The 19,609-nt window shown below is 64.8% G+C and carries 17 protein-coding genes and 1 riboswitch; of the genes, 4 read left to right on the plus strand and 13 right to left on the minus strand.

Translation table 11 applies throughout. From position 1 onward, the window contains the following. Positions 1-3: 3 nt before the first annotated feature. From IT430_06975 to IT430_06995, 5 genes are all read right to left on the minus strand, one after another. Positions 4-720: a phytanoyl-CoA dioxygenase family protein gene (locus IT430_06975; GenBank protein MCC6907664.1), complete on the minus strand. Its 717-nt coding sequence runs from the start codon at positions 718-720 to the stop codon at positions 4-6. Between the two features lie 110 nt (positions 721-830). Next, complete coding sequence (locus IT430_06980; protein ID MCC6907665.1) at positions 831-1,007, minus strand: SEC-C domain-containing protein; 177 nt, start codon at positions 1,005-1,007, stop codon at positions 831-833. A 357-nt stretch (positions 1,008-1,364) separates the two neighbouring features. Beyond that, positions 1,365-3,179, minus strand: coding sequence for a phosphomethylpyrimidine synthase (gene thiC / locus IT430_06985; GenBank protein ID MCC6907666.1), 1,815 nt, complete (start codon positions 3,177-3,179; stop codon positions 1,365-1,367). A 208-nt stretch (positions 3,180-3,387) separates the two neighbouring features. Then, positions 3,388-3,915, minus strand: a complete 528-nt coding sequence (locus IT430_06990; GenBank protein MCC6907667.1) for a DinB family protein — start codon at positions 3,913-3,915, stop codon at positions 3,388-3,390. After that, positions 3,909-4,032: riboswitch (TPP riboswitch) on the minus strand. Its footprint overlaps the gene before it by 7 nt. A 252-nt stretch (positions 4,033-4,284) precedes the next feature. Next, complete coding sequence (locus IT430_06995; protein MCC6907668.1) at positions 4,285-5,232, minus strand: NAD(P)H-binding protein; 948 nt, start codon at positions 5,230-5,232, stop codon at positions 4,285-4,287. Positions 5,233-5,371: 139 nt separating this feature from the next. Between IT430_06995 and IT430_07000 the strand changes: the two genes are divergently transcribed. Further along, a complete protein-coding gene (locus IT430_07000; protein ID MCC6907669.1) occupies positions 5,372-6,790 on the plus strand; it encodes a hypothetical protein in 1,419 nt (472 codons plus the stop codon). 58 nt (positions 6,791-6,848) lie between these two features. Here IT430_07000 and IT430_07005 read toward each other — a convergent pair whose 3' ends face one another. The 3 genes from IT430_07005 to IT430_07015 all read right to left on the minus strand — a co-directional run bounded on the left by IT430_07005 (position 6,849) and on the right by IT430_07015 (position 10,281). Next, entirely contained in the window at positions 6,849-8,552 is a 1,704-nt protein-coding gene (locus IT430_07005; GenBank protein MCC6907670.1) for an ankyrin repeat domain-containing protein, read from the minus strand. A gap of 122 nt (positions 8,553-8,674) precedes the next feature. Beyond that, complete coding sequence (locus tag IT430_07010; GenBank protein ID MCC6907671.1) at positions 8,675-9,532, minus strand: DNA alkylation repair protein; 858 nt, start codon at positions 9,530-9,532, stop codon at positions 8,675-8,677. Positions 9,533-9,759: 227 nt separating this feature from the next. Beyond that, complete coding sequence (locus IT430_07015; GenBank protein MCC6907672.1) at positions 9,760-10,281, minus strand: DinB family protein; 522 nt, start codon at positions 10,279-10,281, stop codon at positions 9,760-9,762. A gap of 134 nt (positions 10,282-10,415) precedes the next feature. Between IT430_07015 and IT430_07020 the strand changes: the two genes are divergently transcribed. Both IT430_07020 and IT430_07025 read left to right on the plus strand, forming a co-directional pair. Continuing rightward, on the plus strand, positions 10,416-10,892 hold the full coding sequence (locus IT430_07020; GenBank protein MCC6907673.1) for a hypothetical protein: 477 nt from the start codon (positions 10,416-10,418) through the stop codon (positions 10,890-10,892). Further along, a complete protein-coding gene (locus tag IT430_07025) occupies positions 10,889-11,368 on the plus strand; it encodes a gamma-glutamylcyclotransferase (protein ID MCC6907674.1) in 480 nt (159 codons plus the stop codon). The genes IT430_07020 and IT430_07025 overlap by 4 nt, the downstream gene beginning before the upstream one ends. Here the strand turns inward: IT430_07025 and IT430_07030 are convergent. The 4 genes from IT430_07030 to IT430_07045 all read right to left on the minus strand — a co-directional run bounded on the left by IT430_07030 (position 11,304) and on the right by IT430_07045 (position 17,500). Next, positions 11,304-13,187 carry a sulfatase-like hydrolase/transferase gene (locus tag IT430_07030; GenBank protein ID MCC6907675.1) on the minus strand — a complete coding sequence of 628 codons (1,884 nt, stop codon included), beginning with the start codon at positions 13,185-13,187 and terminating at the stop codon, positions 11,304-11,306. The two genes, IT430_07025 and IT430_07030, sit on opposite strands and share 65 nt — an antisense overlap. A gap of 397 nt (positions 13,188-13,584) precedes the next feature. Beyond that, the gene (locus IT430_07035) at positions 13,585-14,874 is read right to left on the minus strand and encodes a DUF3466 family protein (GenBank protein MCC6907676.1); all 1,290 of its coding nucleotides are present in this window, start codon (positions 14,872-14,874) and stop codon (positions 13,585-13,587) included. Between the two features lie 324 nt (positions 14,875-15,198). Further along, positions 15,199-16,587: a serine--tRNA ligase gene (gene serS / locus IT430_07040; GenBank protein ID MCC6907677.1), complete on the minus strand. Its 1,389-nt coding sequence runs from the start codon at positions 16,585-16,587 to the stop codon at positions 15,199-15,201. A gap of 43 nt (positions 16,588-16,630) precedes the next feature. Further along, a complete protein-coding gene (locus IT430_07045; GenBank protein MCC6907678.1) occupies positions 16,631-17,500 on the minus strand; it encodes an NAD(+)/NADH kinase in 870 nt (289 codons plus the stop codon). Positions 17,501-17,603: 103 nt separating this feature from the next. Here IT430_07045 and IT430_07050 point away from each other — a divergent pair, with 103 nt between their 5' ends. Beyond that, positions 17,604-18,287, plus strand: coding sequence for a radical SAM protein (locus IT430_07050; GenBank protein MCC6907679.1), 684 nt, complete (start codon positions 17,604-17,606; stop codon positions 18,285-18,287). 12 nt (positions 18,288-18,299) lie between these two features. Here the strand turns inward: IT430_07050 and IT430_07055 are convergent, their stop codons facing one another. Then, positions 18,300-19,571, minus strand: a complete 1,272-nt coding sequence (locus tag IT430_07055) for a hypothetical protein (GenBank protein MCC6907680.1) — start codon at positions 19,569-19,571, stop codon at positions 18,300-18,302. Positions 19,572-19,609: the final 38 nt, after the last annotated feature.

The following is a 19,609-nucleotide window of genomic DNA, read 5'->3' on the forward strand; positions in this document are numbered from 1 at the left end:
GCCTCAGGCGTTAGCCCATCGCAGCCCGCATTCAAGTGCCTCTGCGGCGAATTCGAGATGCAGCACCCGCCGGCGGCGCGCACTGTTGATGGACTTCCTTGATGCATGCAGGATCAGGGGGCGTATCAGAAGCACACCGCCCGCTTGCACCGGACAATAGACTGCCTGACGCCGACACTCGCCATGATCCACAGGCATGTTCAGGTCAGGCGAGCCCCGGTGTGACGCCGGAACGACGAGCAGCGCGCCGTTGGATTCGTCGCAGTCATCCAGATGCAATCGCGCAGTAAGCATCTTCGCCAACACACGCGCCGGCGGACGCACATGCCAGACCCCCGCCTTGATGGAGCAGGGGCCGTAGCCGTCTGCTTCGCGCTTTTCGCGCACCGCGATGGTGCTGTCGCGGTGCCAGGTGACATCCCAGTTGGCGCCGGCTCGCTTGTCGAACAGAAGCGACCGGACGACGAATGCGCTCGCTCCCAAGACTGCAACCGCGATGTCTCTCATCGAGGTGTCTGCCAACGCGCGGAAGGGGCCGGACGCATCCAGCGGCGAGCGAGCGCCAGCTCGGCCGCCATCCATGGCCATCACTCGATCGAATTCCTCGCGCAATGGCGCGAGCGCTTCCTCCGGAACGACTCGCGCCGCGAGAGCGACGCCGTCCCGGTTGAGTCGGAGCTTCAGATCTTCCAGTGTGTCAGCAGTGCCGATCACTCTCATGGCTTAGCACTTTCGTCGCGATCGTAGCTGCATGAAGAGGCGGCGGGACGGAACAGTCCGCCCCGCCGCGTGAAGTTCACTCGCGGAAATAGTCGCTGCGATTGGCGCCGTCAAAAGCGGCCGGATCGCAGGCAACACTTCTTGAACCGCAGGCCGCTGCCGCACGGGCAGAGGTCGTTGCGGCCGAGCTTCTCGAGCAGTTCCTTCTCGCCCATGGGTGTGGCGATCGTGCGGCGGCCGCGCTTGACGTTCGTCTCGCTCGGGTAGCCGCGCCGGCGCTTGCTCATGGGTTCGAGTTCGGGCCGTTCCTGCTGTTCGAAAGCACTGGAAAGCAGTGATCGTCGGCGCAGTGCTGGCGCGGATCATGGTTCGGTTGTGGTTGCATTGTGCACCTCCTTTGGGGTTGACCTGATTTGCCCGTCAAGTCATGGAGGTGTGGACAATGATGGCGGAGGCATGACAGCAGTCAAGGCGCTGATGCATCGCTCACGCGCCGCACGTAGCCGTCGCCGTAGGCCGCGAGAGGATCAGCGTTACCCGCGTCGGCGAGGGACTGAAGTTCATCCAGCCACCGCAGCATTTCAGGCTCAAGGACCTCTCTCCGCCGCGATAGCCCTCCGAATCCAGATCGAACCGGCTCCCTATCAGATCAATGAGTCATGCCTGGGGATGTTGTGCGCCTGACTCGTATTGATCTGCACGAGCCGCTCGCGCTGGATCTGTTTGGCGGTCTCGGGATCGACGTAGTCGGAGTGGCAGGAGAGTTTGGCCAGGGCGAGGTCGGCTTCGTGCTCGGAAGAACCATCCGGAGAACCCCCACCTCGACCATCGCCCGCTGAGCGGGGGGAGGGAGCTTTGCCCGCCACCGCCCGCTTCGTCTTCGCCGCCAGCGCATGAATCTCCTCCGGACTCAGCACGCCGCGCTGGCGCAGCACTTCCTGTTGCTCGGCGCTCAGCGCCTCGCTGATCTTCGGCTTGTCCCACGCATAGTCCGCTTCCTTGCCGGACGCGAACTCCTGGATCTCCTTGCTGATGCGCACCGAGCACCAGTCGTGGCCGCACATGGCGCAGAAGTCGGTATCGACGTCGAGATCTTCATCGTGCAGGGCGCGGGCGAAGTCGGGGTCGAAGCTCAGGTCGAAATGCTTCTGCCAGTTCAGCGCGGCGCGGGCCTTGGTCAGTTCATCATCACGGTCGCGGCTGCCGGGAATGCCCAGCGCCACGTCGGCCGCGTGCGCGGCGATCTTGTACGCAATGCAGCCCTGCTTGACGTCGTCCTTCTTGGGCAGGCCGAGATGCTCCTTGGGCGTGACATAGCAGAGCATCGACGCGCCGTGATAGCCGGCGGCCGTGGCGCCGATGCAACTGGTGATGTGGTCGTAGCCCGGGAAGATGTCGGTCACCAGCGGGCCGAGCACGTAGAACGGGGCACCGTGGCACAGCCTGCGCTGCAGCTTCATGTTGTATTCGATCTGGTCGAACGGCACATGGCCGGGGCCTTCGATCATGACCTGCACACCCTTGCGCCAGGCGCGCTCGGTGAGCACGCCGAGCGTTTCGAGTTCGGCCAGCTGGGCGCGATCGGTGGCGTCGGCGAGCCCGCCGGGCCGCAGGCCGTCGCCGATGGAGAACGACACGTCGTATCGGCGCATGAGGTCGCAGATGTCATCCCACATGTCGTACATGATGTTCTGGCGGTTGTGAGTGAGCATCCACTTGGCGAGCAGCGAGCCGCCGCGCGAGACGATGCCGATGAGGCGATTCTTAATAAAGGGCAGATGCTCGCGGAGCACGCCGGCGTGGATGGTGAAGTAGTCGACACCCTGCTGGGCCTGAAACTCGAGCGTCTCGAGAATCGTCTGCTCATCGAGGTCTTCGAGACGCTTGCCGATGATCATCGAGTAGATCGGCACGGTGCCGATGGGGACGGTCGAGTTGCGAATGATCGCATCGCGGCATTCATCGAGGTTGCCTCCGGTGGAGAGGTCCATGACGGTGTCGGCCCCCCACTTCACCGCCCACTCCAGCTTCTCGACTTCCTCTTCGGTGCCGGACGAAACGGGCGAAGCGCCCATGTTGGCGTTGATCTTGGTCTTGCTCGCGCGGCCGATGGCCATTGGATCAAGCTCGTAGCCCAGATGCACTTTGTTGGCGGGGATGATCATGCGGCCGGCGGCGACTTCATCGCGCACCTGCTCGGGGCTCAGGTGCGGCTCGCGCTGGGCGACGCGCTTCATCTCGGGCGTGATGACGCCGAGGCGAGCGTATTCGAGTTGTGTGATCGGCTGGAAGTCAGCCGGGTATACGACGATGCGCGTATCGCCGCGCGCTTCACTGAATGAGGCGCGAGCAAAGCGTGCCTGGAGTGAACCCGGACCGCCGACCGCCTCGCTTTCAATCCACGTCGTCCAGTGGTCGGGCAGAAAATCCCACGCGGTCTTATCCGAAGGCGCGGGCATGCCGGGCGTATCAGGCGAAGCGAACGCGAGCGGGCCTCCGACGTCGGCCGAGCGGGCAAATGAGCCGGGCGTCGTGCCGTGCCTGTGCGTCGATGGGTTCGCCGCGCCGTCGAGAGGCAGCGCAAAGAGCCCGGTATGTCCGTTGCGGCTGGGTGTGGTGGTCATTCTCATCTCCATCAAAGGTGGCGCTGGCCGTGTGCCGCGCTGTTCAATCGTCCCCAGGCATGATCTGGGATTCGATCAGATCGAAGTCGGGCAGGTCGATGTCCGGCCGGAGTCGGCGAAGCATCCAGATGCACTGGGCGCGGTGATGCGTGCCGTGCGTGAGCACGTGCATGATCGCCATGCCGCGCGTAAAGGTGAATCGCTCCGTTTCACCGCTGTCGAGTTTGAACTCGACTTCCATCATCTCTTCGAAACGGCTTTCAGCGAGCACCCTGCGGGCGATCGCGGCCAGGGCCTCGGCGGCCTCGTCGTGCAGCGCCAGCAGTTGCTGCGGGCTCTGGTCGGTGCCCTCCAGGCCCGGTCTCAATTCAACGGCGCCGATGCGATCGTTCCAGCGGCGCATGGCGCTGATGATGTGCGTCAGCGTGTCGCGCAGGTTGCCCAGGCCCATGTCGAAGCGCTGTTCAAATTGCGCGGCCGACAACTCGCTGCTGTAGCGCAGCAGTCGCCGGGTGGCCCAGCGATCGTGTTCGAGGAGCAGACCAAGGGGTGTGGCGGTGTCGCCGGGCATGAGCGTCGCTTCCCTCCGCAGTTCGCCGGGCGCGGAAGGCCCGGCTGGCTGATCAGGTTCCACGGGTGCATCTCAGCCGCGACTCCATTCACTGCCGCGGCGCCCCGAGCGTGAAGGGAAAGGATAGGGCGGATGGTGGCCGGGTCGATCGGGAATCGGGAAAGTCGAGTTCGAGGTGTTCACCGAGGGGTACGTCGGCCCATCGCGTCCCGAGTCGAGGTACCGGCGACAGATGGTTGCGAGCTGATCGGGAGCGGCACAAAACGGCGACTCGCCGGTTTATGCCAATTCGACGGCGAGTTCATCGTTAATCTCATCCGCCCAGTTTTCTTGAATCGAAGGTCCATAAGAACTCCCGGTGCCCCAGCCTCAGCGCACTTGATCATACGACACGGCGCGCTGCACGCGGCGACCGACCTCGCTCGCGTAGCGCCGACCGAGATCATCAGCATTGGTCCGAGCCCAGTCGGCCAGCCTGGTCGGGCCCGCGGCAGGCTCATCGGAGTCGAGCAGACTGCGCATCAGCCCGGCGATTTCTTCGCGGGTGATGATGACATCGCCGACGAACGGATTGATGCACTTGCCGACGGCGAGGCCGAGCATGGGCGGCATGGGAACGATCCATCGGCGCACGCCGAGGATACTGCGAATCGTGCTCACGAATTCGCGGAACGTGAAGCGTTCAGGACCGACGGCATCGGCTGCCGTATTGCCGGTGCGGTAGGCGTGGTCCACCATAAGCGCGGCCATGTCATCGACGTGCAGGGGTCGCAGGGTGTATGAGCCGTCGCCGAAGAGACCGAAGACGGGGAAGCGGCGGAGCACCCACGCGATGTTGTTGACGAGGATATCGAAGCGGCCGAAGAGCACGCCGGGGCGAACGATGGCATGCTGGATGCCGGTGGCGCGGAGAGCCTCTTCCAGTTTGTGCTTGCCGCGGTAGTAACCGAGGTCGTCGGCTTCATCCGCGTGAAGGATGCTTACGTGAACAATGCGCGGCACGCCGGCCCGGACGGCGGCATCGAAGAGTCGCTTCGTGTTGGCGACGGCGGAATCGAAGGTGAAGTTGCGGTGGTTGAACCGGACCCAGTAGGTGTTGTGCAGGACGGTCGCACCGCGCAGGGATTCCTCGAGACGGGCCGGGGCATCGAATGCAAGAGGGTGGATCTCGAGTTGATCGCCGAACGGGTTCGGGCGGTTGGGGGAGTTCGTCAGCGTCCGCACGCGCGCGCCTCGCTGCAGGAGCTGCTCGGTCAGGGAGCGGCCGGTGTAGCCCAGGGCCCCGGTCACGACGTGCAGAGGCGCAGCCCCGTTCATGTTCAACTCCCGCCGCTTGCCAGGTAAGGCCGCGGCTTGACTATTCTTGCGTGCCGGGTGGTCGAAGCGAACGTCTGCGGAGAGAGCGATGAAGATGAGGAGCATCAGCAGAAACATGCGAGCATCTGCAGGAGCGGCGATGGGCGCAGTCATGTGCTTGGCCGCGCCCGCCTGGCCGCAGAGTTCACCACTCGCAGCGGCGGATCGCGATGAATCCGTCCGCCTGCTGATCATTGCACCTGAGGAACTCCGCGAGGCGCTGGCGGAGTTCGCAGCCTTCAAGCGAGACCGGCTCGGCTCGGTGGACCTCATCCCGCTCGACGATGCTCTCAGCCGCGGGGCGGCCGAGGCGCTGCAGTATCCTGACGAGACGATCGACGACCCCGCGCGGCTCAAGCACTTCCTCTACGGGCAATGGAAGGGCGAGGGCATCACGCACGTGCTGCTCGTGGGCGACGCGGACGTGCTGCCGGTGCGCTACATGGTGCTCGACCGCATCACCGCCCCAGCCTTCGACTACGCGTTCTATCCGAGCGACCTGTACTACGCCGATCTCGCGCGGCGCGATGGAAGCTTTGACGACTGGAACAGCCGCAAGGATGACTTCCACAGCCGCTACTTCGGCGAGGTGCGCGGCGAGAAGAACAAGGATGACCCGATTAACTTCGACGACGTAGACTATCGACCTGAGATCGCGCTGGGACGCTGGCCGGTGAGCACGGCCGACGAGGCGCGGGCGGTCGCGGACAAATCGATGCGCCACGAGGCGGCGCTGGAGGCGCAGCAGGATGATGCTGCGCCGGAGGCAGCGCTGATCGCGGTCGGCGGCTGGGTCGATGCGCGCGGCAACCTGGATCAGACGGCGGCGAGGCTCCAGCCGCACTGGGCGATCGAGCGGCGCTACTACCGCGACGCCGGCTCGGCGGCCGACGCGCCCGCGCCGCCGGATGAGGCGCAACTGCTCGACCTGATCAACAGCGGCGTCGATCTCATCATCCACGCGGGGCACGGCAGCGACAACGTGTGGGAGCAGTGCCTGAGCGTCGCGACGCTGGAGAAGATCGAACCGCGCGACCGGTTGCCGGTGATGTTCTCGGTGGGCTGCTCGACGGCGCGGTTTGCGACGCTGCCGCCGTACGAGGCGTATGCGGATCTCGACCTGGCGGAGCATGCCGGGACCAACGGCGGCGAAGCGTTCACCGCTCCTCCGCCGCCGCCGTCGCCGTACGCGACGGGACGTTTCAACCACACGGGGCTTGGCGAGTCTTTTCTGCGCAGCACTGATCGCGGCTGCGTGGCGTACATCGGCTGCAATACGGGCAGCCAGCCGTGCGCGCTGACGCTGCTGGATGGTTTCTCAGCGGAGATGGCGCGAAAGCGAGAGGACGGTTCACTCGTGCGCATCGGCGACTGCTGGACCGCGGCGATTTCGCACTACTACGAGGCGGAGAACCTCGCGACGATTCAGCCCGACGAGGGCTGGTACCCCGCGAGCATCTTCTTCCAGGGGATGAAGTTCATGCTCCTGGGCGATCCGACGCTGCCGATGGGGCGATAATCGTTCTGCCTTCGCGCCGACCAGACCGAAGCGCGAGCGAGGCAGACTTGCGGCGTTGTCATTGAGTCATCTGCAAACGCGCCCACATCTCATATGCGGCGAGAACTACGACCGTGTTGTACAGCTCGCGGTTCTTCTCCGAAGGCTGACCACCACCCGCATCAATCGCTGTGTCGATGGAGCGAGCAAACGACTCGACATACTCGCTCAGTATCGGTCGGATGGCGGCGATGAACGCGGAGCGATCGTTCTGCAGGGCTCGCGGGAGGCGGGGCCGGGGGATTCTCGTGTAGAAGTGCTCGTACGCCTGGTCGTAGTCGGCCGCGTGCGCGCACAGCCGGGCCACCGCGTGGTCGATCGGGCGATACCCGTTCTCGTCGACTGCGAGGGGATCAGCGCCGGCCGCGAGGAGCGCTTCAGCTTTCACATCGGCATCGATCTGACCGTCCGCCACGTAGAACAGGAGCGGGCGCGGCGGTCCGCACTCGCCGCCGCAGCACCAGTGGCTTGAGCCGACGGCATTCGGATCGGCGCCAAGTTCACAGAGCACCCGCACCTCGATTCCGTACCCGAGAAATACCGCCTTGGCGAGCGGGGTCTCGCCGAGGTGGTTCTTCTGCTCGATGTTTACGCCCAGTTCCTTTAGATAGCCGAGCGTGTCGCGGACTGAGGTTGCTTCGGTTGCTTCGCCGCTCACGTCAATCGCGGCGTGAAAGGCGTTCCAGCCCAATTCGGTAACGGCGCGGAAATCAGCCCCCGCCTCGACGAGCGTTCTCATCACACGCAGGTCGCGATCCGACGACGCGACGGCTGACATGAAGATGGTGTAGCCACGGTCATCGGTCTCGTTGACATCGGCTCCGGCGGCAATCAGGGCGCGAACGCGATCGAGGCCGAGCTCGCCATCGCTGACCGCGCTGCGCAGCGGCGACCATCCCAGGTCGTCACTCTCCTCAAGCGACAGCCCATGATGCATGAGCAACTTGACGATCTCAAGCGATGAGGCGTAGTACATCGCCGTGCGCCGGCCGTCATCGCGGACATCGACTTGCGCCCCGCATTCGATCAAAAGGCGTACGCAGGCCGCTGATCCGCTGCTCGCCGCCTGAAAGAGGGGAATCTCGAAATGGCTCGGCGCCTCGGCCGGCTTCTCGAACTTCGAACCGACGTTTTCGGCAACCGAGCGAAACTCCTCCGGCATGCCCATCGCCTCCAATTGCGCCATGAGCGTCGCCTTGTGGTCCTTCGTCCGCTCCATCATGCGGCGATGTTCTTGAGCCGCGCTGTCGGCATCCCACACAGGATTTACCGGGAGCCCGCGGTCGAGCAATACGCGGAGCCGATCGACGTCGCCCGTCTCCGCGACGGTGGCGACGAGGCGCGCGGCGGTTCGACCGGACAGCGGAATGGCAGCGCCGGCGTCGAGCAGCAGGGTGAGGCGAGCCGCGTCACCCCCGGTCCGGTTGAACCACTCATGAACGCAACATGCATAGATCGCGGCCGATTCGCCTTGTCGAAGCAGTGCCGGGTCGGCTCCGAGCGCCAGGAGGACGCGCACGGTCTCGGCCGTGGCGCCGTCGCCCGATGCGGCCGCGGTCATCAGAGGTGTTCGATCACGGTAGCGCGCGTTCGGATCAGCACCGCCAGCGATCAGGCGTTCGATCGCATCACGATCCCCGCGACGGGCCGCGCGGTGCAATAGAGGCTCCTCGCGGGCGTTCTCAGGCGTCTCCTTACGCAGAGGATCCGTGCACTCGCTCATGCCCGCTTCCCTGTGCGAACTTGACCAAAATCCGCTTCAATGATGTCTACAAAACAAAGCCGACACCTGCTGCGGCTGGCTCGAGCTTTGCAGAGCGAATCGTCCAACCGGCGATGAAGCGCTCAACCGCTCTTGCGGCTCTTGCGCGTCGTCTTCCTGCTGCTGAACGACTTTTCGATCTGCTCGACGGCGTCGAGGTTCTTGCAGCCGGACTCGCCCTGGTCCACGTCCACCTTGCCGATGCGGCTGGCGGTGTTGAACGCGCGATCGCGCAGGTGCTCGTGATGCGTGCCGATGGCGATCAGCGCGAGGTTCATCCCCTCGCGGGCCCGGTTGGCCGATGAGTGAATCTCGCGCTCGATCTGGTTGATCGCCGCGTCGAGCAGGGCCGGGTAGATCATCACGCCGTCCTTCAGTGCGGCGGAAATGATGCCGAACCCGCAACGACGCTCAAACTCGCGCTTCGAGCGCGTCCAGCGGTCGATGCGGCTGCCGGCCTGCGGGCTCCGCGCCACCAGCGCCGAGAACGAATCCGCCAGCACGTAGTTGTCCACCTGCCGCACCCACTGGTCCAGTTCGCTTGCAGTCAGCGCCTGGGGATCGGCCACGAGCGTCGCAAGCATGCGGGCGTCGTGGTTGCCCGTCGCCCACAACTGGCGGGCGAGGTCGTGGTCGTTGTGCACCTTGCGCGCGATGGACTTGAGTTGGGCCGGGCTCACGCCGAAGCACTCGCCCTTGATGCCGTGCCTGACCGCCGCTTTGCGATTCGCGACGGTGCCCGCCTTCTTCAGGGCGGCCATGGTCTTGTCAAACGCAGGCGACGTGGGAATGGCCGCCGAGGCGCCCGAGTGAAGCGAGCCGTGATGGCCGTTGCGCGCGACGGGCGCGGGCCGCGTCTCCACGACGGGCGCCGCGGCGCCGGCGGCCGCGCTCTTGCTGCGGGGCGATCGGGATGGGGTTTTGGTTTGCGCCATCTTCATGGACCTCTTCTGGTCGACTGCTTGCCTGACGCCACGTCAGTGCCGAAAAGCGCTGAGACAAACCACCCGTTCGGCCTCTGGAGTCGGGAACCGAACCTGAGAGGCCCTCCGTTTGCCCGCCCGGACCGGTGGGCACATCGGGCCGCCCCAAAAGCCAGCGTTAGTGTAGGACACGTCAGGCCCGCGGTAGAGAGCAGCCGGGGCGTTTTGGTGCGAAAAGGCGGCCCTCAGCCGAGTATCGAGCCCAGCCGCAGGGCCCGGCGGAGGTCCACAATCTGCCCGCAATGGGTGCCGTTATGGAAGACCATCCGCGAAATCAGACTGCAAAGAGGGGTCTCAGCTCTGCCCCACCGGGCAGTTTGATCCAGACGCGAGTCCTCGATGGTGCGGGCGGCGTGCGCCAGCCGCTCGCAGGCTGCATTGAAGATCGCTGTGCTCCGCGCCAGGCCGGGGTAGCGCTGCGGATCGTCGGTCGGCTGCGAGTCGAAGGAGACGGACTCGGTGCCAAAGCGGCGCGCATCGCCGCGATCCGCCCGCTCAATGAAGTCGGCCTCGGGCAGCGCCTGACCATCGAGCCGCTCGGCCGCGCGGTGCATCGTCAGGGCGCAGTGGCCCAGGCACCACGCCACGTGATTGGGCAGGCCGGGCGCCTGGGTGGTGCAGTTGGAATCATCGAAGCCGGCGAGATACCGCCGGAGCAATTCGCCGCTGTCACACACGGCCCGGGCGAGCATCTCTCCACGCGTCATGAAGTACGTCTCCTGCTCAATCTGGCGAGTCGCAGCCGCTGCGAATTGAGGCGGCTTCCCCGGTCCGGAGCGCAAAGCAGCACACTACCATCGCTAAACAGGCGCATTGACCCCGGATTTGGAAAGGACCCGCAATGGCCCCGAACAGCACCGACTCCAAAGAGAAGATCGTTCACCTTCTGCAGAAATCGTATAACGCCGAACTCGAAACGGTCATGAACTACCTCGCCAACTCCGTCAACCTCGACGGGATCCGGGCCGAGCACATCAAAGGCTCGCTCCAGGCGGACGTCACCGCCGAACTGGGCCACGCGCAGCAACTGGCAGCCCGCATCAAGGTCATCGGCGGCTCGGTGCCAGGCTCGTTCAAACTGCGATGGACACAGGAAGCTCTCCAGCCGCCGCACGAGAGCACGGATGTGCTGGCGGTCATCAAAGGCGTCATCGCGGCCGAAGAGGAGGCGATCCGCGGCTACGAAGAGATCATCAAGGCCTGCGACGGCGTGGACTACGTGACCCAGGACCTGGCCATCACGATCCTTGGCGACGAGCAGAACCACCGCCGCGAGTTCATCGGCTACCTCAAGGAAATGGAGGCCGACCGGGCGTGAGCGGCGAACCGCGCTTGCTCTTCGTCTACGGCACGCTGCGCCGCGGCGGCGGACAACCCGCAGCCCAGCGGCTCCACCGACACGCGACATTCGCAGGGGAGGCTGTGATCAGCGGCCGCCTCTACGATGAGGGCCGCTACCCTGCAGCCGTGCCAGAAAGCGCGGTGGGTGAATCGATCCACGGCGAACTGTTCGAACTGCACGAGCCTGACCACTGCTGGCCGTGGCTCGACGCATACGAAGGCTACCGCCCGGCCGACGCCGCAGGCTCGCTGTTCATCCGCCGTCTGGCCCAGACTCGGCAGGCGACAGGCGTTCGACAAGCATGGGTGTACTGGTACAACCGGTCCACCGAAGGCCTGGCGCGGATCCCGACCGGCACTTACGTTACCCCTCAGGCTCTGCGCGCCCTCACGGCCTCAGCGTCAGGCGCAACACCGCCGTGCGCTGCAGAAGCACGAACTGATCGCCAGTGAGCTCAGGCAGCGGCTCGGCCACCAGGGCCAGACCGTTGTTGAGTTGAGGGTTGTCACTCCACAAGTGGATGGCGTCGAGCAGGCTGACGTTGTGGCCGAGGCTGATGAGTGAGCCCAGAACGATCGGGCTGGGCTGGCCTGAATCCGGCAGCAGGTGCGGCGGAAGATCGACCATGCCGAGTCCCGGCGGCGCGATCGCCGCCTTGAGATCCGCAAAGCCCGGGCGGTCCCGCCACCACGGCAACGCAACCGTGTAAGCGCTGATCGGCCCGATATCGGTTTCCGAAGGGCTGTTCGCATCGCTCCCGAACTGGACCACCACCTGCGCCGACTCGACATCATCGAGAGTCTTGCCTTGTGGAAGGAGGCTGGAGATAGACTCGATGTCGAATCGGTACAGCGCGATCGCCTCGGCGCGGTCGCTCGAATTGCCGAAACCGATTGGCAACAGGTCCGTGTGCCACGTCCCCAGACTCGTCGCGGCCGCCGAATGCGTCAACGGGACATCCACGTGCAGCGAGATCGGTAGTCCCACGGCCGAACACCAGTAGTCCACCACGGCATCCCGCATGGCCAGGTATTGAGCCTGCTGCTCTGCATTCATCCCCTCCTGAACGAGGTCATGCTCTTCCAGAGGATCAGCGGCGAGGTCATAGAACGCATGGCCGTCGGGCGGAATAAAGCCGACGGCGCCGGCTCGCGTGATCAGCTTGAAGCGATCGTCCGCGAGTGCAACCCACTGTCCCTCCACCTGCTCGGCCGGGCCGCGACTCGAGAGCGTGTAGCGGCGCTGCGCTCCCGGTTCACCCCAGCCGATCTCTCCGGCGAAGCTCAGACCGTCGCGTGGGCCGCGACCGCGCATATTGACGGGCAGTGCGGCGATGTCGGCCAGCGTGTCGAACACATCCACGGCGCTGACGAGTCGGTCGAGCTGCCGACCGTCGGCGGGAACGTTTTCGCCGAACACCACGAGCGGCACGCGCACGCCAGGCTCATAGAGCGAGCCCTTCCCGGGGCCCTCGGTCACCTCTGAAGGTGTGCCGTTGTCGGACGTGGCGAGAACGACCGTCCTGCTTTGCGATCGATATCGCCCGTCGCCGTTGATGACCTGCAGCTCGACCAGCATTCGGCCCAGTTCCGTGTCCAGCGCTTCAACGACCGCACGATACCGGTCGCGCTCCGTGTCGAACTGGCGATCAGGTTTGTAGTACGGCTCGCCCGAGGGTAGGAGCGAGTCGTCTACGCGCCACCAGCCGAGCGGTTCGCGCTGCGACGGGTCGGTTCGATCATGCGGATCGTTGGTGCAGAAGAACAGCGCATACGGCGCCGAGGGATCCGGACGCCCGCGCACCGCATCGACGGCCTGATCCACCATCATTGTGATCAGTTCATCGCCGACTGCAATCGGGTCGTCAAACGGGAGGAACTCGCTGCCGTCGATGAACACGTCAAAGCCCTGCTGCTGAGGAGTCACGCCGCCTTCTGCATCGACGCCAAGATGCCACTTGCCCACCAGTGCCGTGTAATAGCCCTCCTTGCGCAGCGCCTCAGCGATCGTCCATTCCTGCGTCTGGAGCGATCGCTTGATGCGCTCCTGCGGCGGTCCAAGATCTCGACGGACAATGTGGTATATGCCCGTCTCATTCGCACTGCGGCCCGTCAACAGGCACGCCCGCGTCGGCGAGCACACCGGATTGACGCGAACGGTCGTAAACGAGCGACCTCGCCGCGCGAGATTTGCCAGTTGCGGCGTGTGGCAGTTCAACCCGTTGGACCAGTCGGCGCCTTGAACCGCGTCGATGCCCTGATCGTCCGTCAAGATGAAAATCAGATTCGGCGGAGACTGTCCAAGGGCGCCCGCGGTCGCAGCCAGCATCATCGCGCCAATGCACGACCACACACAGCGCCCGCGCGCCGATAGCGTCGCAAAGCGTCCCCCCCTCGATACGCGCATTCGCATAGAACACCCTCGCCCGTCGGCTGGATCAGCCCACGTCAGCCCCGGTTATCGGTCCCCGACGGAATCACCCTCGGGGCGAATATACCACAGACGGCTGAGCACGCAAGGGTCATTCGGTTAAACAGAACGAGAAATAGCCAGAAAATGGGCCGGTGAGATGATCCTACACGTCGATCCGCTCCCGCCCGTTCAGATGGGCGAGAAATTGGGCAGATGCGTTCGCCGGGAATGCTCTTCTCCGGCACGGTGGTGTGCCCTACTCAAACTCATGCACGACAAGTTGGCTGATCTGGCAGTTGTCGGCATCGACGGCCTGGATGAGCACCTCGCCGAGGTTTGCTGCGTTGCGCGGGATGAATCGCGTGAGCGTGGCGATGCCGTTTGCATTGGCGGTGGCGGTGCCGGCGCGAATCGGGTTCTCAAGTTGGAGTGTGACGCCGTCGGTATGGTTGCAGCCGGGCACGAGGGTGCCCCCACCGGTCGTGCTGTAGAAGAAGTGAACGCGCGAGCCCGGCGTGCAGCCGGTGGCGCGGATGCCGTTGAGTGTTCCGGCGGTACCGGGTTGGGGGCCCTGAAGCGTCAGTGTCGGGCGGATGGGTGTGAGCAACACTGCGTGGTAGAGATAGTCACTGCCGCCGATGTGATCGCCGTAGGCGACGATCTCGCCGTGGTCGTTGATGTCGGCGACGTTGAGTAGTTGCCGCCAGGTGTGGCCCGGCGGCAGCAGTGTCATCACATTCACCATGGGACCGGAGCCTTCGTAAAGAAAGCCGCTGGTGTGTTCGAACCGGCGATCGACATCCAGGAATCCGACGACCTGGCCGGATTCATTGATGGCATAGGCTTCGGACTGTCCGCCGATGGACGGATTGTGAATGCTGCGGATGACGCGATCCTCCCACAACACGGCATGCCTGAGACTGCTTGAGTGAATGGCGTAGCCCGCGATGACTCCACCATCATTAATGTCCTCAGCTTCGCTCTGGCTGCCATTGGGTAGGGTTCCCAGATCAACCATTTCACTACTCTCCCATACAAAGGCGCGCTTCGCCGGCCCTTCATCACGAAAGGAGCCGCCGACGACCTGGTGGGAATTGTTGATTGCCGATGTGGAACTCCCTTGCCGGCCAAGATCCCCCAGATCAGTAAATTGGCCGTCAATCCACAAGAAGGCGTGGTATCCTGAATCTGGCAAGTCGGATTGACCGGCAACCTCACCGACATCATTGATCGAATGCCCGATGGAATCCTCGCCACTCAAAGTGCCGAGATCGACGACCGTTCCGTCGGCGCGCCACAGCACCGCGTGCTGAACGCCCAAGGCGATGTAGCTGTAGCCTGTCACCTCGTCAGAGTCATTGATGTCATTGGCCCTGGTGTCGAACCCTTGAACCAGAGGCTCAAGATACTCCACAACGCCATTGCGCCAGATGAATGATCTGACATCGACGTTCGACGCATCGAGCAGGCTCCCGACGATCACACCGTTGTTGTTGATGGCATACGGCGTATTTGCGCCCGCGCCACCGATGTCTCCCATGTCCACGATCGCGTAGCGCGCGGCCTCCTGGCCGCGCGCTGTGGAGCAGTGACCGGCCACTCCGAGCAACGCAGCGACAAAATGAGCCCATCGACGGGTTGACAGATGGATCATGCCATGCTCCTTCGACGGCGAGGCGATTCATGGGCCTGTCACGCCATGGACAGCCGGCCCCACCCTTCGTACAACCGCGAGCGCAGTGGCGTTCTTCCAGAAGCACCAGACAATTCAGCCAGAGCCGACGAGAGAATGCGGGCCGCATCAGCGGGCCGCCGGCATCGCATAAAGTCGTCGTCTACGCCATGAGCATCCGGCGCGCACGGATCGGGTTCAGCCAATCCGCTCCTGCGCGTTCATATGGGGACGCAGCACGGCCGGGATCGTCACGCTCCCATCTTCGTTCTGGTAGAGTTCGAGGATGGGGATGAGCAGGCGCGGGCTGGCGGCGACGGTGTTATTGAGTGAGTGGCACACGACAGGCTTGCCCGTCTCCGGATCGCGATAGCGGATGTTGAGCCGCCGGCACTGGTAGTCGTAGAGGCGCGAAGCGCTGTGCGTCTCGCCGTAGGCTCCACCCGGCACGCCGTCGGCGTCCTCTTCGCCCCGGCTGGGCATCCACGTCTCGATGTCCACCATGTCGGCGTTCTTCACGCCTAGATCGCCCGTGCAGCACTGCAGCAGCCGATAGGGCAGTTCGAGGCGCTGGAGCAGCGACTCGACGAAGCCGATCATTCGCTGGTGCCACTGCCGGCTTTCCTGCTCGTCCGCCCGGCAGATGACGACCTGCTCGACCTTGTCGAACTGGTGAATGCGATACAGCCCGGTCGTGTCTTTGCCCGCAGCGCCGGCTTCGCGGCGAAAGCACGTCGACACCGTCGTGTAGCGCAGCGGCAGCTGCTCGAAGTCGAGAATCTCCTCCTGGTGGTAGCCCATGAGCCCGACCTCGCCGGTGCCAGTGAGATAGATGTCGTGCCCGCCGCCGCGCTCGCTCTCGCGAATCTCATACGCCTGGTCGCGGCCGCTGGGGAAGAACCCGGTGCCGACCATCACCTGTTCGCGCACGATGACGGGCACGCTCAGCGCCGTGAAGCCGTGCTCGTTGGTCATCATGTCAAACGCATAGCGGAGCACGGCGTTGTGCAGGCGCATCCCGTCGCCGGTGAGCACGTAACTGCGCGACCCGGCCATCTTGACGCCGCGCTCGAATTCGAACAGCCCGAGCCGCTGGCCGATTTCGACGTGCGGGCGCGGCTGGAAGCCCTTGTTTTGCGCGAAGGACTCGTTCGTGTCGAACCAGGGGCAGTTCCAGCGGCGGATCTCGACGTTGTCGCTCGCATCGCGCCCGACGGGCACATCGGCATCGGCCGGCTGGGGTATGCGCAGCCAGATGTCGCGGCGCTGGGCCTCGAGCGCGCTCACCGCGCTGGAGAGTTCGGCCTCGCGCGTCTTGATCTCGGTCGGGCGGGCCTGCAGCCGCTGCATCTCCTGCTGCAGCGCGGGCTTTTCCGAATCAGGCGCCTTCTTGAGCCGGCCGGCCAGGGCGCCGATCTCTTTGCCGATGCGGTTCTTTTCAGCGGTCAGGTTCTGCAGTTCGGTCTGCGCTTCGCGCAGTTCGGTATCCAGGCGCAGCAGTTCGTCAATGTCAACGCTGACGCCCTTGTCGGCCGCAGCCTTGCGGAAGCGATCGGGATCATCGCGCAATTGCTTGAGGTCAATCATGGCGGGCGCATGGTAGCGGCCTGTCGCGAAGCGGCCAGATGCGCTACTTCGACGTCGGCGGGGCGGCCCAGTGCATCTTGGTCGTCAGCGTGCGCCAGTAGTTGTTGCCCGGGTTGGCCACGAAACTGACCCGCCTTGCGTACTGGCGGATCGACACGCGGTCCCCGGCGCGAAGCGCGGCGAACACCTGCCCGTCGATGACCATCGTCGTGCCCGGGTTGGCCCGCTCGACGCTCACGATCAGCGAAGTCGTCGGCGAAATGATGATCGGCCGAAACGCGAGGCTATGGGCCGCGATGGGCGTGATGGCAAAGCAGTCGAGGCGCGGCTCGATGATCGAGCCACCCGATGACACGCTGTAGGCAGTCGAACCGATCGGGGTGGAGATGATCAGCCCGTCGCCGTGCACCGAAGGCGTCGGCTCGCCGTCGAGCGTCAGGAAGAGTTCGATCATGCGAAACGGCGGTCCGGAAGTGATGACGCAGTCGTTCAGCGCGAGGTGGCGCTCGCGCGCGGCGGCGATGTCGCTGACGTCCGCGCCCTCCGGAAAGACGTGCACTTCGATGAGCATGTGCGAGTGCACCGCGAGTTCGACACCATCATCGAATATGTCGTGCGAGGCGGTGAAGAGGTCGGTCATGTGAAACTCGGCGAGGAAACCGAGCCGGCCGAGGTTTACGCCCAGCAGCGGGATGTCGAAGTTGACAAACCGCCGCGCCTGGCTGAGCAGCGTGCCATCGCCGCCGAGCACCACGGCGAGGTCCACGCCGGCAGTGGGCGGCTGCTCGCGCGACATCGCTTCGAACTCGGCCACGATGACAGCGCGCTGGGCGAGCCACTGGCGGAATTCGGGCAATACCGCCCGGATCTCGGGGCGGTCAAGATTGGAAACGAGAAGCACGCGCCTGGGCATGGCGAGAGAGTATATCGCCGACCGCCCCGCGCTGCGGGCGCAGCGACGCCCCTACCCTTTTGGCTGCACCGCTCGAAAGCATGACGGCAACGGACCAACCCACGTGACCGATACCCTTCGCATCAACGAGATCTTCCACTCGATTCAGGGTGAGTCGTCGTGGATCGGGCTGCCTTGCGTATTCGTGCGGCTCACGGGCTGCCACCTGCGCTGCACCTACTGCGACACCGAGTACGCCTTTCACGAGGGGCAGCGGCGGTCGATCGACTCGGTGGTCGAGGAAGTTCTGCACCATCCCGCCCCGCTCGTCGAGATCACCGGCGGCGAACCGCTGTTGCAGGAGGGCGTGCACGATCTGCTGAAGCGCCTCTGCGACGCCGGCCGCACGGTGCTCGTCGAGACCAGCGGCGCGTGCGACATCTCGGCGTGCGATCCGCGCGTTATCCGCATCCTCGATTTCAAGACGCCCGGCAGCGGCGAGGAGGCTCGCAACCTGTGGAGCAATGTCGATCATCTCACGGGGCGCGATGAAGTGAAGTTTGTCATCACCGACCGCGCCGACTACGAGTGGTCGCGCGAGATGGTGCGCGAGCACCGGCTGCTCGATCGGGCCGGCTGCGTCCTCTTCGCCGCGGTGTTCGAGCAGCCGCGCGGGCTCGAGATCGCCGGCTGCCCCTCGCTGCCGTTGGCAGACCTGGCGCGCTGGATCATCGAGGACGGTTTGCAGGTGCGCCTGCAAACGCAACTGCACAAGATCATCTGGGACCCGCAGACGCGCGGCGTGTGATCCGCTGGAACCCTACTTCTGCAGAGCCACATCCCCGCCGGCGACGATCGAGAACGCGACCACCGACTCGGCCTGGTTCTGGCTCTGCTCGTCAATGATGCGCACCTTCAGGCGATAGCGGCCCATCGTGAGATTCGAGGGCAGCTGGATCTGCCGGGGCAGGAAGAAGTCATGGCGCACCTTGCCGCAGATGTCCTCAGCCGGAGCGGCAGGCCAGGCGTAGACCATCTGCCCGTCGCGCTCGGTGTAGAGTTCGAGTTCATGGCGTACGCGCGTGACGTACTTACCGTCGCCGCCGGGCACCGATTTGAACCCTTCAATCTCGACGTAGGTGAGCAGCGGCGTCGGCCGCATCGCCGGGAACTTGTACGACTCCACCTCGTCATAGAGGCCGAAGTTGACGATGCGGCTGCACAGCCGGAAGTCAGCAATGCGCAACTGACCGGCCGCGTTGAGCGTGCCCGCGACCTCCTGCGTCTGTTTCAGCAGCGCATCAACGCCCGCGCCGGAAGAGAACGACTCGCCCGCCTTCGCAAAAAAATCCTGGTACGCACTGAGCACCTCGCGCTCGCGATCGGTCAGGTCGTGGATGGTCTGCGGGTCGGTGCGCCGCTGGCCGTCGAGCATCAGCAAAGCCGCGGCCACGAGATGCTCGCGCAGTGGCGAACTCGAATCCGCCGCCTGCATGGCCAATTGACTCTTGAGCGGCGGGATCAGATCCGCCAGTTTCAAAACGGGCGGGGCGCTCTGGGCCTGCGAATCCGCCCGCTGTTCAACACTGGCAAACGAAGCAGTGGGATTCGGTGACGGGGGGCCGATGAGGCGTAACGACTCGGACGACGCCTGCGGGCCCTCGTACACCGGCGGATCTTCGCGGGGCGGCGGCTGCACCGCGTGCCACATCACCGGCGGGCGCGCTGAAGTTGCGATTTCCGATTGCTCGTCGCGAAGGCGCTGGGCTTCCTCGTTGGCCCGGAGCCGCGCTCCGTTCTGGAGCTTCATGCGCTCCCAGCTGTCCAGCGGCATGAGCGGTGCGGCGACCAGCTCCTCGCCGCCCACCTGCCCGCCAGCCTGAGAAGGGGTCTCGAAATCCGAAGCGGGAGGCGCTTCGCGCGCACCCAATGGCGGCAGCGCCTGGGAGGCGTCGTAGCGCATGGGTCCGGCGGACTGATTCGCAGGACCCGTGCAGGACCCGATCGCCACGATTCCGGCGACAAGACACGCCGCGCAGCCAATGCCGGCAAAGCCGGAATGCAGATTGAAAGGAAGGAACTTGCGGTTCATCGACTCAGCCTCCTGCTGTCAAGCGGCCATCCTGGCCG

It is taken from the genome of Phycisphaerales bacterium, from assembly GCA_020852515.1.
Classification (GTDB): Bacteria; Planctomycetota; Phycisphaerae; order Phycisphaerales; family UBA5793; genus UBA5793.

What these genes read in the sequence shown, in the direction of transcription:
- IT430_07055 (MCC6907680.1), bottom strand. Translation starts at nt 19,571, where the DNA reads ATGAACCGCAAGTTCCTTCCTTTCAATCTGCATTCCGGCTTTGCCGGC.
- serS (MCC6907677.1), bottom strand. Translation starts at nt 16,587, where the DNA reads ATGATTGACCTCAAGCAATTGCGCGATGATCCCGATCGCTTCCGCAAG.
- IT430_07000 (MCC6907669.1), top strand. Translation starts at nt 5,372, where the DNA reads ATGGGCGCAGTCATGTGCTTGGCCGCGCCCGCCTGGCCGCAGAGTTCA.
- IT430_07045 (MCC6907678.1), bottom strand. Translation starts at nt 17,500, where the DNA reads ATGCCCAGGCGCGTGCTTCTCGTTTCCAATCTTGACCGCCCCGAGATC.
- thiC (MCC6907666.1), bottom strand. Translation starts at nt 3,179, where the DNA reads ATGCCCGCGCCTTCGGATAAGACCGCGTGGGATTTTCTGCCCGACCAC.
- IT430_07020 (MCC6907673.1), top strand. Translation starts at nt 10,416, where the DNA reads ATGGCCCCGAACAGCACCGACTCCAAAGAGAAGATCGTTCACCTTCTG.
- IT430_07005 (MCC6907670.1), bottom strand. Translation starts at nt 8,552, where the DNA reads ATGAGCGAGTGCACGGATCCTCTGCGTAAGGAGACGCCTGAGAACGCC.
- IT430_07010 (MCC6907671.1), bottom strand. Translation starts at nt 9,532, where the DNA reads ATGAAGATGGCGCAAACCAAAACCCCATCCCGATCGCCCCGCAGCAAG.
- IT430_07015 (MCC6907672.1), bottom strand. Translation starts at nt 10,281, where the DNA reads ATGACGCGTGGAGAGATGCTCGCCCGGGCCGTGTGTGACAGCGGCGAA.
- IT430_06990 (MCC6907667.1), bottom strand. Translation starts at nt 3,915, where the DNA reads ATGCCCGGCGACACCGCCACACCCCTTGGTCTGCTCCTCGAACACGAT.
- IT430_06995 (MCC6907668.1), bottom strand. Translation starts at nt 5,232, where the DNA reads ATGAACGGGGCTGCGCCTCTGCACGTCGTGACCGGGGCCCTGGGCTAC.
- IT430_06975 (MCC6907664.1), bottom strand. Translation starts at nt 720, where the DNA reads ATGAGAGTGATCGGCACTGCTGACACACTGGAAGATCTGAAGCTCCGA.
- IT430_06980 (MCC6907665.1), bottom strand. Translation starts at nt 1,007, where the DNA reads ATGAGCAAGCGCCGGCGCGGCTACCCGAGCGAGACGAACGTCAAGCGC.